We start from the raw sequence: 13,492 nt of genomic DNA, 5'->3' as shown, positions 1-13,492 counted from the left end.
TTGACAATCGATAATAAATCACCTTAGCCTATAGAAAATCTAATGGCTAAAAATATTATGCGAACTCATCTTCCCCTAAATGCATTACGTGCATTTGAAGCTTCAGCAAGGCACCTTAATTTCACCAAAGCGGCATTAGAGCTGTATGTCACTCAAGGTGCTGTTAGCCAACAAGTGAGAATGTTAGAAGAGCGACTTGGCGTTATTCTTTTTAAGCGTTTACCCCGTGGCTTAGAAATGACGGATGATGCCCAGATTTTATTTTCTGTGTTAACAACGGCTTTTAGTGATATTGAGCGTGTATTTAAGCAATTTGAACGTGGTGAATATCGCGATGTTGTTTCAATTGCGGCTGTTGGCACATTTGCGGTGGGATGGTTATTACCTAGATTAGCTGAATTTAGGCAGTTATATCCAAGAATCGAATTAAATTTAAGAACAAATAATAATGTGGTTAATTTGGCTACTGAAGGATTAGATTTTGCGATTCGATTCGGTGAAGGTTTATGGCCATTGACACATAATAAAGCGTTATTTTCTGCGCCATTAACGGTGTTATGTTCATCAGATACAGCGAAACGTTTACAACATCCGACAGATTTAATAAATGAAAACTTATATCGCTCTTATCGAGAAGATGAGTGGTTACAATGGTTTGAAAAAGCAAAGATGCCGCCGATAAAAATAACAGGCTCTATTTTTGACTCTTCACGCTTAATGATTGAAAGCGCAATTTATGAAGGGGGTGTTGCATTAGCACCCGCAAAAATGTTTTCAAGAGAAATTAAAAATGGTCAGTTAGTACAACCCTTTAACATAGAAGTTGAATTGGGAAAATATTGGCTAACATATTTAAAATCAAAGCCAATGACAGCATCAATGGAAATATTTCAGCAATGGCTAATGAATGAAGCGCTAAAAGAAATCAGTGAATGATATAAAAATAAAAAAGCACTGATTAATCTCAGTGCCATTTGTTGTTTTTACTTGCATATATTTTTTCAATTACAAAGAAAAATGCTCTTTTACTATTTCTCTGCCTATTTCAATAGATGCGGTTGCAGCAGGTGATGGAGCATTACAAACATGCAGCGAGCGTTTGCCTTTTACAAAATGAAAATCATCTACTAATTTCCCTTCACGAGTTAACGCTTGGGCTCTAACACCCGCAGGACCTGGATGAATATCTGCTTCACGTAAATCAGGAATGAGTTTCTGTGCATTTGCAGTAAATAATTTACGTGAATATGAGCGGCGAAGCTCTGCCATTCCTTCACCTAAATAATTTCCAGCAATTTTCCAAAATCCTTTATAAGTCAGCACTTCAGTGAGATCTTTTAAGTTAATATCACTTTTTTTATAGCCTTCACGCTTAAATGCTAATACTGCGTTAGGTCCAACATCACGATGCCCGTTATACATACGCGTAAAGTGTACACCTAAGAAAGGAAAATCAGGATTAGGAACAGGGTAGATAAGATGGTTTACTAAGTAGTTTTTATTAGCATTAATCATAAAATATTCACCACGGAATGGGACTATTTTCATTCCTGTGTCATAACCTGCCATTTTAGCAATACGATCACTAAATAAGCCGGCGCAATTAATCAACCATTTACCTGTAAATTGATTATTGAATGTTGTGGCAGTAACAGTATCATCGGTTTCATTAATTGCTGTCACCGTTTGTCCAAATGCAAATTCACCGCCTCGTGATTGAATAATTTCAACGTGTTTTGCTGCAATTTCAGGGTAATTCACAATACCTGCATCAGGAACTAATAGAGCCGCGATACCATTGACATAAGGTTCTCTGACTTTAAGTTCAGATTCAGTCATTTTGATAACTTCAAGCCCGTTTTCAATGCCACGTTGATAGATATTTTCTAACGCTTTTAACTCTTTTTCATTGGTAGCAACAATAACTTTGCCACAACGATCATAATAGAGATTATGTTGTTGGCAAAACGCATATGTCGTAATGTTGCCTTGTTTTGCCAGCCTTGCTTTAAGGCTCCCTGGTGTGTAATAAATACCGGAATGAACAACATTACTGTTATGCCCACTTTGGTGAGCAGCAGGGCCTGACTCTTTATCAATCACTAGCAATTTCAGCTCAGGTTGACTCTCTTGTAGCGCACTTGCAACCCCTAATCCAACTAATCCCGCACCAATAATAATCACGTCATAAGCCATAATATTATCCATTTTATAAATTTTAAATTAACAGGGTTCTTGTTGTAATCGCTTTAATTTGCCACGTACATTGGTTAAATGAAGACGCATTCTATGGCTTGTTTCATCGTGATCTTGTTGGCGTATTGATTCGACAATTGCCTCATGTTCCGCAATCACTCGCTCAATTTCAGTATCTCGTCCTTTGTTTTTACTTAGCGAATACATTAATACGCCAAGGTAGAGTTCGTGTAAGTTATCTAAGATCTGGACAAAAAAAGAATTATGAGAGGCAACCATAATAGAACGATGAAATTGATAGTCCTCTTTATGACCAATACTTTTGTTCTGTCTTGTTGCTAAAACAAAGGCATCGTGGGCGTTTTCGATAGCGCGTAATTCTTCTGGTGTTCGACGTAAAGCGGCAATAGCTGCCGCTTCATGTTCAATGACCTCACGCATTTCGAGCAGTGAATCTATCTCTTCAGGGCAAGCAATTTCCATTACCAATGGTTCATATTTACTGAGTATAGAATGGTCAATTACACGGCGACCACCCCCTTGGCGTGAAGTTACTATGCCACTGGCTTCTAAGACACCTAATGCTTCTCTGATGGGAACTCGACTGACACCAAAGGCGTCAGCAAGTACATTTTCAGAGGGTAACTTTTCACCAATAGGGTAAGTCCCGTTACTAATATTTTGCTTTATCTGCTCAAGAATTTGATGCGACGCTTTTTGGCGTGAGATCTTTTGTATCATCTAGTTTTCTCCAGATGCATGCTCCATATTGGCTAACTGTTTTTTAGACCGTAATAAATGGAATGCACCCGTTAATAGGATCAAGGCGACACCTAAAAGGTCGGTATATAAGCCCGGTTTAATCATTAGAATTGCCGCTGCTGCAAATGCAATACGCTCAAACCATGTTGTTTTAATCATCCAGAAGTTTGCCGTTGCGATACTGAGTGCATAAATTCCGATTAATGCACTAATAATCATTAATCCAATTGAAAGTACACCTAAATTATCACCTTGCATCAGTAAAGCAGGGTTATAGACTAAAATAAACGGAATAATAAAACCGGGAAGTGCTAAACGAACCGCATCCCATGATGTTTGCATTGGATCAGCTCTAGCAATACTGGCCGCGGTATAACTTGCTAATGCTACGGGTGGTGTAATATTGGATAAAGCTCCGAACCAGAAAACAAAGAAGTGAGCCGCTAAAGGCATAACACCCGCTTTAATTAAGATAGGTGACACTGTAACGGCTACGACAATATATAACGCCGTTGAAGGTAAACCCATACTTAATACAATGCACACTAGCATAACGACTAATAAGATCATCCATAATGTGTTATCTGTCATTGAGACGATATTGAATGCCAATGTTGCACCGATACCTGTCATTGTCACAACACAGATGATGACACCGATTGCAGCACAAGCGACAGTCACTTGAACAGATCCACGAGCCGCTTCCGCTAAGGCGTCAGCTACTTTAGTTAATGTCATACGGACTGATTTATCAGGCGTTATCCAACTTGCGACAATAATGGTCAGAATACCTAAGAAGCCTGCATAAATAGGTGTTTTACCCACTAATAAAGTGCCAATAACAATAACTAAAGGTAGTAATAATAAACCACGCGCTTTTAATACCGCTTTAACTTGTGGAATATTCTCTTTACTTAAACCTTTTAATCCTTGTTTTTTGGCTTCGATATCAATCGCCATAATTAAAGCTGCGTAATATAACAACGCTGGAATAATCGCTGCAATAACAATAGTGGTATAAGAAATGCCTAAAAAGCCCGCCATAATAAATGCGGCAGCACCCATAATAGGTGGCATTATCATACCGCCTGTTGATGCTGTTGCTTCTACGGCACCCGCAAAGCGAGGCGTTAATCCAATGCTTTTCATTAAAGGAATGGTAAAAGTCCCCGTTGTTGCTACGTTGGCGACAGCACTTCCACTTAATGAACCTGTTAATGCGGATGAAATAACAGCGACTTGAGCAGGACCACCTCGGCGACGACCCGCAAGAGCAAGTGCTAAGTCATTAAACAGGGCTGTTGCGCCACTGACACTTAAGAACGATCCAAAAAGAATAAAGACAACAATCGCTGTCGAGGCTGTTGAAAGGGTGATCCCAAAAATACCTTCACTGGTCATAAATAAACGGTATAACAATCTTTCTACAGAAAATCCGGCATGACCGAAAATACCCATAAAATACTGACCAAATAAAGCATAGATAATGGCAAAAGTTGCAAGCCCTGGAATGAAATACCCAGTGGTTCTTCTTGCTGCTTCAAACAGTACAATAATACCCAGTATTGCCATGACATAATCGGTAGTGTTGGGAATACTTTTTCTTACAACATGAAGATCGACGTAATTAAAGAAAAAATATCCATAACTGATTAATGTTAAAGCAATAAAAAGATAATCCCATCCATTAAATTTAGGCGTTGAAAAACGCTTAGAGAATGGAAACAGAATAAAGCCTAAAATTAAAATACCACTAAGAAAAATAGTATTACGGTAAAATTCTTGAGTATTTGATAATGCGTTGGAATAAATAGCGTAAAGCGAAATTAATATTGCAAGAGTCGTGGTAATTTTCAGGTAAATACCTGCAAGTTGGCGATTGCCGGAGCTTGCTTCTTTATCTAATGCAGGTGGCTCTACCGGAGTTAGGTGGTCATTATTAGTCATAACTCACTCCTGTTATTTATTATTAGTCTGCGTTTGAGCTTCTGGTGGAATAAGATAATCAGGGATCTCTAATCCGATTTCTTTGTAGTAGCGGTAAGCCCCTAAATGTAATGGTACAGAAACACCTTTTAATGCATTTTCTGTGGTGATGTACTTGGCTGCGCTGTGAACTTGGTGAACCTCTGGAAGGTTCTCAAACATAGTTTTTGTCAACTCATAAACCAGATCATTATCAATGCTGGTTGTGGTCATTAAGATATTAGGTTGAGCAATCGTATTGACCATTTCAGTTTGACGAGGGTAGGTGTTGGCGGGGATTTCAAAACGAAACCATGAATTCGCTACATGATTGATATCATCAAGTTGCTTATCCGTGACTTCGAGTAATTTTGCACTGACACCACTTGCGTACATATCAGTTACCGCAGAAGCTGGCACCCCAGCAGGTAATGCACCACCATCAAGGCGGCCATCTCGCATGGCAGAAACGGTATCGCCATATCCAAGATATTCAGGTGTGATATCTTTTTTAGTTAAATTCACGCCTTGAAGAATAATAATCGTGGATTGTTCAGTACCACTGGCTTGAGGACCCACAGAAAAGCTAGTCGCGCGAATATCTTCTAATGTGCCCGTTTTTACTTTGTTATCCATTAAAACAAAGTGCTCAACATTAGGCCATAACATAGAAATTGAACGCAGATCTTTTTCTGGTTTGCCTTCAAAATTACGCACCCCTTCATAAGCCTCTACGGCTAAAAGGCTTTGTAAAATTGAAAGTTGAGCTTCATTTTTCTGCATTAAATAGATATTTTCTATTGATCCCGCTGAAGATTGTCCTGTTACTTGAACACCTCTGTCCTTAAGATGTGTACTCCATACGTTTGCTAAACCCACTCCCATCGGATAATACGTTCCTCCTGTTGAAGCGGTTGCTACAGAGAGAAATTGTTTATTCGCATTCTCTTTTTTGCCGATTACTGCTAATGAGACAACAGCAATAACAGCAACAATACCGATGGCAAGCTTTGTTTTTCTTATTCTCATGATGTTGTTCCTGTACATAAAAACGCAGGTGAATGTTTCACACTAACTTGTATACAACATGACAACTTTTATAGAAAACAAGAAAGTTAAAGAATTGTGAGGTGGCGTAATGAAATTTAAACAAGAAAATAACAATTTGTGATCAACATAGTAATTATGCAATTTTTAATCATAATTATGGTGATAGTCATAAAACACAAAAGAAAATATCAATAACTTGCTAGGGAAACGATAAATGAGCTAAAAAATAGCCTATTTATCGATAATAAAAAATAAAATGAAAAAAAGAGAAGTTGGTAGAAATTTAAACAATTTTGCGAAAAAAAGTGAAAATAGATGAGTTTGAGAATTAAGAAAATAAGTAAAATTAAGGATTAATCAGTATTCCTATAATGCAATAGAGAGCACTCCTGTTGCAATTAGAATAAACATTGCAGACCACACCAATGCAGAAATAGCGCTAGTGATATAAATACCATAAGCAGGTAATTTTAATAAGCCTGCACTAAAGGGTGTTAAATAACGAAAGACAGCTAAGAATCGAGAAATAAACAAAATATAGTACGTTTTATTTTTTAATAACTGTTGAACTCGATTTATTTTTGATTGATAACGCTTAACCCACAATTTAAGACGAGGAAAACGATAAATTGAACACCCCAATTCATAGCTTAAAATTGAACCTAATAAGGCACCAAGACTGGTTGCTAACCAAAGAAATATCGGGGAGTAAAGTGGTAAACAGGCACCGAAAATAAAGAACAACATCAAAGATGCTGGTGGCAAAAATGAAGAAATACCGATGGTCGATTTTCCAGCCGTGATTAAGATAATAGATAAGAATAGGGTAATAGGAGATAAGTGACTCAATGAGTCTAATACCATGTGAAAGATTTCCATTTAATTATCTCCAGCAGCAAAATAAATGATAATAATAGAGATAAGTCTTAAGATTATTATGAGCTAATATTATGATTTCTATTTATTCTTAATTAACATTTTAGCCCATTCAACAGGGCTGTTTTTTATTGGTAATTTTAATTTCTGACTTAATGAGTATAACGTAGGTGCGGGTATATCTGAAAGGGATTGCAACGTTGAGCTCATTAATACACTTTCAGGAGCACCATCAGCAATTAATTTTCCTGATGATAAATGGATAACCCGCTGAAAATGACGTGCCGTAAAATCAAGATCATGGCTAATCGCAAGAACAGATGTACCTAATGTTTTTTGTATCTGAAGCCAGTTCTCAAAACATGTTAGCCAATGTGCATCGAAATCGCGAGTCGGCTCATCAAGTAGTAATATTTTGGGGGATAGAATACTCAAACTTGCAACGGCAACCATTCTACGTTGACCTGCGTGTAAATCTAAAGGATGAACATCAGCGACATTGCTTAAACCGCAAAGCATTAATGTTTCATCCAAACGTTTTTTAATCTCTTCTTTAGAAAACTTGCGTTGTTTCAAGCCAAAAGAAACTTCTTTTTCTACGGTGTTATGAAATATTTGTCGTTCAGGCTCTTGGAATAATACACCAATATATTGAGCACGTTGCTGTGCTTTCATTTGAGATAATAACTGATTATTGAGTTTTATCTCACCTTCATTAGGCGTTAACAATCCTGCAATTAAACGTAATAGTGTTGATTTACCCGCACCATTATCACCAACGAGTGTTATCCATTCACCTTGATTTAATGTTAAAGATAATTGAGAAATACACGGTGGAACATCTTCACTCCAACGATAAGTCACTTTATCAAGCTGTAACATAAAACTCCTTAAAAGCCTTAAGTAAGGCCTTATCGTTATTTACAATATTTTTTTTCCAATGATGGTTTTCGACTAACCAATTTAAAGCTAACCATGCATCAGGAGCATTAATTGTTGTAAATAAGAAAGGAAATATATCTTTTAAAGCACCTGCTGCTTTTATTGTTCCTGCTTCTAACAATAAAAATTGTTCACTAAGTGTTATTGCAGGCAATAAATTGCGTTCAAAAATAATCACACTACATGTGTGCTCTTGTGCGTACCGTTTAATGCGTTGCTGTAATTGTTGTGTTGCATTTGGTGTTAAACGACTAAATGCTTCATCAAGCAATAATAATTTAGGGTGCATGGCAAGAGCGCTTGCAATGACTACACGCTGCGCTTCTCCGCCTGACAGTGTAGAAGGGTGGCGGAAACGAAGGCTGTCACATTGCGTTAATATCATTGCTTCTTTTACGCGAAATCGAACTTCATTATCACTTAACCCCAAATTTTCAGGGCCAAAAGCAATCTCTTGCTCTACTGTAAAAGCACAACCTGAAAGTTGTAATTGAGGAGATTGTTGAACGAGTTGTCTACCGGGGGCTAGTGATACTAATCGGCTTTTATCCAGAGCAATATTTTGTACAATTCCCAAGCCTTGCACTGAGCCTGTTAATAAATCGGGATGCCAACCTGCTAGTAGTTGGGCAAGAAGGCTTTTTCCACTGCCATTTCCTCCCAAAACAACAAGCCATTCTCCTTGCTTTAATTGTAGATCAATAGGGCCAATAATAGGTTGCTCATCGTCTTTAGGAGTAAAACTAAATTGCTGAAGATTTATTACCATAGCCAAATAGCTCCTTCAACAAAGATAAGCAGTAAAATAAAATAGCGTAACATCTCTTGTAGTGGTGTATCGACAGGGGGAGAAAGCGTGGTACGTTTTGCAATAATACGAAATCCTCGCATATCTAATGCAGCGCTACGAATAGTTAAATCACTTAATACATGGCTAATAAGTGGCAAGACAATAGCAGGCAATGTTATTAGACGTTGCCAGAATGAACCATCAAGAGGTACACCTCGTGCTAATTGTGCTTCTCTTATATTGTGTAACTGTTGGCGTAATTGTTCTACAAGTAACAAAGGCCCTGCTAATAAATAGGAAAGACTCATAGGTAGACGGCTAGCAAATAAGGCTCTAATAAATTGTTCGGTTGAAGTGTACTGCAACCACAATTGAGCACCGCTTATTATTGCTAATAATCTTAGCCATAGCGTTATTGCCATAGCTTGTTTACTGGTATCTAAAATGCCACCTGTTAACCAATAAGCAAACCAACCGCTATGAACTAACCATAGGCCTATCGCCATAGGGATCATCAACCATGCAATAAGGCGCCAACGCCAGCGAGAGGCTTTCCAAAGTAATAAGCTAATAAAAGTACCACTGCTAATTATCAGCAGTGGTAAGCTTAATGATAAAAACAGCACACTGGCACTTAGCCAAAGCCATAATGCCAATGAGGTAAAGGGATGCATTATTAGCGAACCTTAGCCATTGCAGGGAAGTTGCGTTGTGTTTTTTGTGGTAATTGACGTACTAATAACCAAGCAATAATTGCTGATAATATTTTATCGGCGAGATTTGCACCTAAAACAGTAATTGCAACAGATTCAATAAGCCCTTCACCAACCGCATGAAAATAAGCGACAAAGAAATCTGCGCCACTGCCTGTGGCACCACCAAATAAATAAGTCCGAATTGGAACAGCGACAATCATTAACGCTAAAGTAATAATAATACCTGAGCCAATAACTCGAGTTAATGAACGAAAACCACCAGCACGCGCTAATAAACCTGCACTTAATCCTATCATCATGGCAACAGGTGCAAATGCAGCAGCCATTGGGCCACTAATTAATCCCCATAACAGGTTGGTTAATAATCCAGTAAATAATGCAACCCATGGACCACCTAATAAGGCACAGATAAGCGTGCCGATGGAGTCTAAAAAGATAGGAAGTTTGACCATTGAGGTGATTTGACCACCGATCATATTTATTGCAATAGAAACAACAATGAGCACAAGAGTACGGCTCGAAATTAGAGGAGTTGTAGACATAGTTTAAAAACCTTTACAAAGGATAGTGACTATTGGTTTTATTATTCTGCATCAATAACGCTCTTTTTATAAAAAGGCTATTTACGCGGTGTGATGACCAACTCCTCATAACCAGAGTGTTCACAAGGCTGACGGCTAAAAGTCACTTGCTCTAACTCACCAATAACGAGTTCTAGCGTTGTGCGCACTGTACAACCTGGCATCATATGTCCACCACACATTAATCCATTTTCATCTGAAACCGCTAAATGCAAATGTTCACCTTGGTCATCTAATGTTCCAATTAGTGAAACAATTTCAAATTTACCCGTAAGATAGCGATTTTCTTCACGTCCTGCAAAGCGTAATACCACATCTGTTAAACTGCCCACACAACCTGCAATAAATGCCGATTTCAGGTTTTGTTCTTTAATCATCTGTCGTAATGCCATAATCACATCTTCATTAGGGAGAAGGCGAAGTGGAATAAATCGAGAATTGGAATAAAGTAATGAGGTGTGTGGCATGGTGATTATCCTAATAACTGAATGTCTATATTTAATTTATTATGGTTATTGTAAGCACTAAAATGACCGTTTCAGATAAGATAAGACTTAGTTTATTTTTATTATCTACTTTCATTTTTATGCACAAAACTCGCATAATGTATTATTAATAAAAAAAACGAAAGAGGAAATAGATAATAACTTTTTATTAACAATGAAATTGTTTTGTATCAAAAGAATAAAATATGGAAAAACAAAGAAGGGCATAAGGATGAAAGGAGAATGTTCATCCTTATTTTTCTAAATAGGGCGTTTAAGTAAGATAACTAAATAATCAAATTATAATCAATATGTTCCATTAATTTAGCGTTATCACTATAATCGACAGGAATAGCAAGAACAGCAGGGCCATCAACAGCCATTGCTTCATGTAAAACGCTACGTAATTGAGAAGCACATTCAACAGAAAACCCTTTAGCTCCGAAGGATTCCGCGTAACGTTTAAAATCAATTGCGCCAAATTTCACGCCAGAATAACGACCATATTTTTCCTTTTCTTGCATTTCGACCATATTATAAGCGTTATCCACCCAGATTATATGTAGGATATTTGTATTTAAACGAACCGCAGTTTCTAATTCCATTGAAGATTGCATAAAGCCACCATCACCAGAAACAGAAATAATTTTGTCAGAAGGACGAACAAAAGAGGCACCAATTCCCCACGGCAATGCAACACCCATAGTTTGTTGACCATTAGAAATCAGCATTTGTCTTGCTCTAAAACTATAAAGATAACGAGCTAACCAGATATGAAAACTCCCCATATCAATACACAGTGTTACATCGTTATCAATAATATCTTGCATCTCATGAATAATGGTTAAAGGGTGAATAGGACTACCTTGCCTAAAATAACTATTTTGTTGCAGCGTTTCTCTTTGCTGGCGAATTTTTTCTAAAACCTGACGAGTGTTATTTGAGAGTGTAATTTGAGATGTGGATTGTTTAGCGAAACGCTGAGTTAAATTATCAAGAGTTAATTTGATATTGCCGGTTAATTCTAAATCAGGGCAATAAGCTAGATCTATTTCAGCTGGAATTTCATCAATATGAATAATATTGGCATTGTTGTGATTCCATAATGAAGGTTCATATTCGATTGGACTATAACCTAACGTAATGACTAAATCAGCATGGGAAAGTAATTCATCGCCTGGCTGATTATTAAATAAACCTATGCGACCAGCAAATAAAGGAAAATGGCGTTGAGCGATAGCGCCTGCTGATTGATAAGTTCCCACAATTGGGAGAGGGCAAATATCGAGTAGTTTTTGCAGTGATAATGCATTATCAGGATAACTCGCCTGCAAACCTAATAAAATGACAGGGTTTTTTGCCATTAATAATAAGGTAACCGCTTCTTTTATTGCATCATTGTTTGCTCCACCCAGATTAGATTTAGATTTAGGCACTAATATTGGGCTATCAACAGCATTATTTAAAATGTCCATTGGAAATGTTAAGAAAGCAGAGCCAGGTCTTCCTGATTCTGCATGACGAAACGCATTGACCATTGTTTCAGAGATTGATTTTGAGGAATCAATTTCAGCACAAAATTTAGTGATAGGATTAAACATGGTAACGGTATCCATGCTTTGATGAACCAATTTTAATCTATCCGCCGATTTTACTGAACCGCCTAATGCCACTAATGGATCACCTTCAGATGTTGCTGTTGCGATGCCAGTTGCAAGATTAGAACATCCTGGCCCTGATGTAGCGATAGCGACTCCCGCTTTACCCGTTAAGCGTCCGACTGCCGCAGCCATAAATGCCGCATTCGCTTCATGACGAACAACCACAGTTTCAATATTTGAATCAACAAGCGAATCGAATACACGATCGATTTTTGCACCTGGAATACCAAATACTTGTTTGATGCCATGTTGCTCTAATTGTTTGACGACTAAATCTGCACCACATTTCCAATGATGAGTGTTCATATAACCTTCTTTGAGTTTGCAAGTGAATAAAATACAAGCGGGTAATAAAGCTAAGAGGCTTCTAGATTAATTTTCAGCTTTTTCTATTGCCTGATGCAGATTGTCTGGCATTAAGTTAGCTTGCAGAAACGTAGCTTGGCAGGGTAAGTCGATGGTAAGGCGAGAAATAACACCGATTTTTAAGGTGCCATATTTTAAATAGTAATCAAGAACATGACCACCACCTTGACGTTGTTGATTAATATAATGTTCATGAAATCCAGCAACATTCATGCCTTGCGTAAATTGTGGTGAACGAAAGCCTGCAATAATACCGGTTTCGTTATGAAACGTGAAAATAGGTTGATTTTTTATTGCCTCTAACATGGGAAGGTAAGGAGGCTCTTGGCGAGGAACAGTACGTGTTTTGACTAATTCAAATTCGCCTTCAATTTTAATTGCACAAAAAAGATTATCGGAAGGAACATACTGATTGATTGTATTATGTATTTCTTGTTGTGAGGCGCTGTAAGAAAACGAATGTTCAATATCAGAATTAAAAAAGGTCATCACAGCAAAAGGGGATTTTTGAGAGTCTAATGCCTTACGGGCACTGCCATCAGAACGTAATTGGAAAACGTTGTTATCAAAAGCAACTAATTCACCATCAAGTTGATTAAAGGTGCCCAAACCAAAATCACCCTGTTTTAATAAATCAGTAATAGTAACATCACTATCATAAACGCCGGCAATTAAGCTGCTCATTAATGAATTCTGATAAATAGTACATTCGGGATGATTATTAATATAATTATTTAGATTGGTTACTATCTCTTGGCTACATTGACAACTACTATTTTTATTATGGGCTATATCGCTATTATCTCGCATATTATGGCTTAAATTATAATTCATAATGCAACTGATCCTTATTTGATAAAGATGGTCATTAATTGACTATCAATTTAATTATTAGTCTCGTGAATAAAAAATTCAAATGTTTTTATTGTTATTAAAATATTAATGATAATTTACTATTTTTTAGATGTGTGTGGTGATTATTTTATAAAGTTATTTGAATGGTTTTTTTTAAGTTATTTGAATGGTGGTTACTTTATTAAAGTAGAAATCATAAATGCTTGTTATCGTCACTTACGATACATAGTTAATTATATAGGCTACT

13 protein-coding genes are annotated in these 13,492 nt (G+C 37.1%); 1 reads left to right on the top strand and 12 read right to left on the bottom strand.

Annotated elements, in window-relative coordinates; translation table 11 throughout:
- The first annotated feature begins 57 nt into the window (after positions 1-57).
- Positions 58-936 carry a LysR substrate-binding domain-containing protein gene (locus tag JEP71_RS02285; protein ID WP_198625762.1) on the top strand — a complete coding sequence of 293 codons (879 nt, stop codon included), beginning with the start codon at positions 58-60 and terminating at the stop codon, positions 934-936.
- Positions 937-1,005: 69 nt separating this feature from the next.
- On the opposite strand, the gene lhgO is transcribed toward JEP71_RS02285, so the two are convergent.
- The 12 genes from lhgO to budA all read right to left on the bottom strand — a co-directional run bounded on the left by lhgO (position 1,006) and on the right by budA (position 13,224).
- Entirely contained in the window at positions 1,006-2,208 is a 1,203-nt protein-coding gene (lhgO, locus tag JEP71_RS02280; RefSeq protein ID WP_198625687.1) for an L-2-hydroxyglutarate oxidase, read from the bottom strand.
- Between the two features lie 15 nt (positions 2,209-2,223).
- Positions 2,224-2,937, bottom strand: coding sequence for a FadR/GntR family transcriptional regulator (locus tag JEP71_RS02275; protein WP_109372191.1), 714 nt, complete (start codon positions 2,935-2,937; stop codon positions 2,224-2,226).
- Positions 2,938-4,905, bottom strand: coding sequence for a TRAP transporter permease (locus JEP71_RS02270; RefSeq protein WP_109372193.1), 1,968 nt, complete (start codon positions 4,903-4,905; stop codon positions 2,938-2,940).
- A gap of 12 nt (positions 4,906-4,917) precedes the next feature.
- Positions 4,918-5,952, bottom strand: coding sequence for a TAXI family TRAP transporter solute-binding subunit (locus tag JEP71_RS02265; protein WP_109372195.1), 1,035 nt, complete (start codon positions 5,950-5,952; stop codon positions 4,918-4,920).
- A 387-nt stretch (positions 5,953-6,339) separates the two neighbouring features.
- The gene (locus JEP71_RS02260; protein WP_198625686.1) at positions 6,340-6,852 is read right to left on the bottom strand and encodes a DedA family protein; all 513 of its coding nucleotides are present in this window, start codon (positions 6,850-6,852) and stop codon (positions 6,340-6,342) included.
- A gap of 78 nt (positions 6,853-6,930) precedes the next feature.
- Positions 6,931-7,731 (bottom strand): energy-coupling factor ABC transporter ATP-binding protein, encoded by an 801-nt coding sequence (locus JEP71_RS02255; RefSeq protein ID WP_198619964.1) that lies wholly within the window; start codon positions 7,729-7,731, stop codon positions 6,931-6,933.
- The gene (locus JEP71_RS02250) at positions 7,718-8,560 is read right to left on the bottom strand and encodes an energy-coupling factor ABC transporter ATP-binding protein (protein ID WP_198619965.1); all 843 of its coding nucleotides are present in this window, start codon (positions 8,558-8,560) and stop codon (positions 7,718-7,720) included. Before JEP71_RS02250 ends, JEP71_RS02255 begins: the two co-directional genes overlap by 14 nt.
- Positions 8,554-9,255 carry an energy-coupling factor transporter transmembrane component T gene (locus JEP71_RS02245; RefSeq protein ID WP_198619966.1) on the bottom strand — a complete coding sequence of 234 codons (702 nt, stop codon included), beginning with the start codon at positions 9,253-9,255 and terminating at the stop codon, positions 8,554-8,556. The genes JEP71_RS02250 and JEP71_RS02245 overlap by 7 nt, the downstream gene beginning before the upstream one ends.
- Positions 9,256-9,257: 2 nt before the next feature.
- Complete coding sequence (locus tag JEP71_RS02240; RefSeq protein ID WP_109372201.1) at positions 9,258-9,839, bottom strand: ECF transporter S component; 582 nt, start codon at positions 9,837-9,839, stop codon at positions 9,258-9,260.
- Positions 9,840-9,916: 77 nt separating this feature from the next.
- The gene (locus tag JEP71_RS02235; protein ID WP_198619967.1) at positions 9,917-10,345 is read right to left on the bottom strand and encodes a PPC domain-containing DNA-binding protein; all 429 of its coding nucleotides are present in this window, start codon (positions 10,343-10,345) and stop codon (positions 9,917-9,919) included.
- Between the two features lie 305 nt (positions 10,346-10,650).
- On the bottom strand, positions 10,651-12,330 hold the full coding sequence (alsS, locus tag JEP71_RS02230) for an acetolactate synthase AlsS (RefSeq protein WP_198625685.1): 1,680 nt from the start codon (positions 12,328-12,330) through the stop codon (positions 10,651-10,653).
- 66 nt (positions 12,331-12,396) lie between these two features.
- Positions 12,397-13,224 (bottom strand): acetolactate decarboxylase, encoded by an 828-nt coding sequence (gene budA / locus JEP71_RS02225; protein WP_198625684.1) that lies wholly within the window; start codon positions 13,222-13,224, stop codon positions 12,397-12,399.
- Positions 13,225-13,492 lie beyond the last annotated feature (268 nt).

Origin of the sequence: Proteus sp. PR00224 (genome assembly GCF_016238105.1) — a bacterium.
Classification (GTDB): Bacteria; Pseudomonadota; Gammaproteobacteria; order Enterobacterales; family Enterobacteriaceae; genus Proteus.
The sequence above is the reverse complement of the archived record's forward strand: the minus strand, read 5'-3'. Positions and strand labels throughout refer to the sequence as shown.

Coding starts and splice junctions, on each gene's coding strand:
- JEP71_RS02245 (WP_198619966.1), bottom strand. CDS start 9,255: ATGCATCCCTTTACCTCATTGGCATTATGGCTTTGGCTAAGTGCCAGT.
- alsS (WP_198625685.1), bottom strand. CDS start 12,330: ATGAACACTCATCATTGGAAATGTGGTGCAGATTTAGTCGTCAAACAA.
- JEP71_RS02285 (WP_198625762.1), top strand. CDS start 58: ATGCGAACTCATCTTCCCCTAAATGCATTACGTGCATTTGAAGCTTCA.
- JEP71_RS02255 (WP_198619964.1), bottom strand. CDS start 7,731: ATGTTACAGCTTGATAAAGTGACTTATCGTTGGAGTGAAGATGTTCCA.
- JEP71_RS02265 (WP_109372195.1), bottom strand. CDS start 5,952: ATGAGAATAAGAAAAACAAAGCTTGCCATCGGTATTGTTGCTGTTATT.
- JEP71_RS02250 (WP_198619965.1), bottom strand. CDS start 8,560: ATGGTAATAAATCTTCAGCAATTTAGTTTTACTCCTAAAGACGATGAG.
- JEP71_RS02270 (WP_109372193.1), bottom strand. CDS start 4,905: ATGACTAATAATGACCACCTAACTCCGGTAGAGCCACCTGCATTAGAT.
- JEP71_RS02240 (WP_109372201.1), bottom strand. CDS start 9,839: ATGTCTACAACTCCTCTAATTTCGAGCCGTACTCTTGTGCTCATTGTT.
- lhgO (WP_198625687.1), bottom strand. CDS start 2,208: ATGGATAATATTATGGCTTATGACGTGATTATTATTGGTGCGGGATTA.
- budA (WP_198625684.1), bottom strand. CDS start 13,224: ATGAATTATAATTTAAGCCATAATATGCGAGATAATAGCGATATAGCC.
- JEP71_RS02275 (WP_109372191.1), bottom strand. CDS start 2,937: ATGATACAAAAGATCTCACGCCAAAAAGCGTCGCATCAAATTCTTGAG.
- JEP71_RS02260 (WP_198625686.1), bottom strand. CDS start 6,852: ATGGAAATCTTTCACATGGTATTAGACTCATTGAGTCACTTATCTCCT.
- JEP71_RS02235 (WP_198619967.1), bottom strand. CDS start 10,345: ATGCCACACACCTCATTACTTTATTCCAATTCTCGATTTATTCCACTT.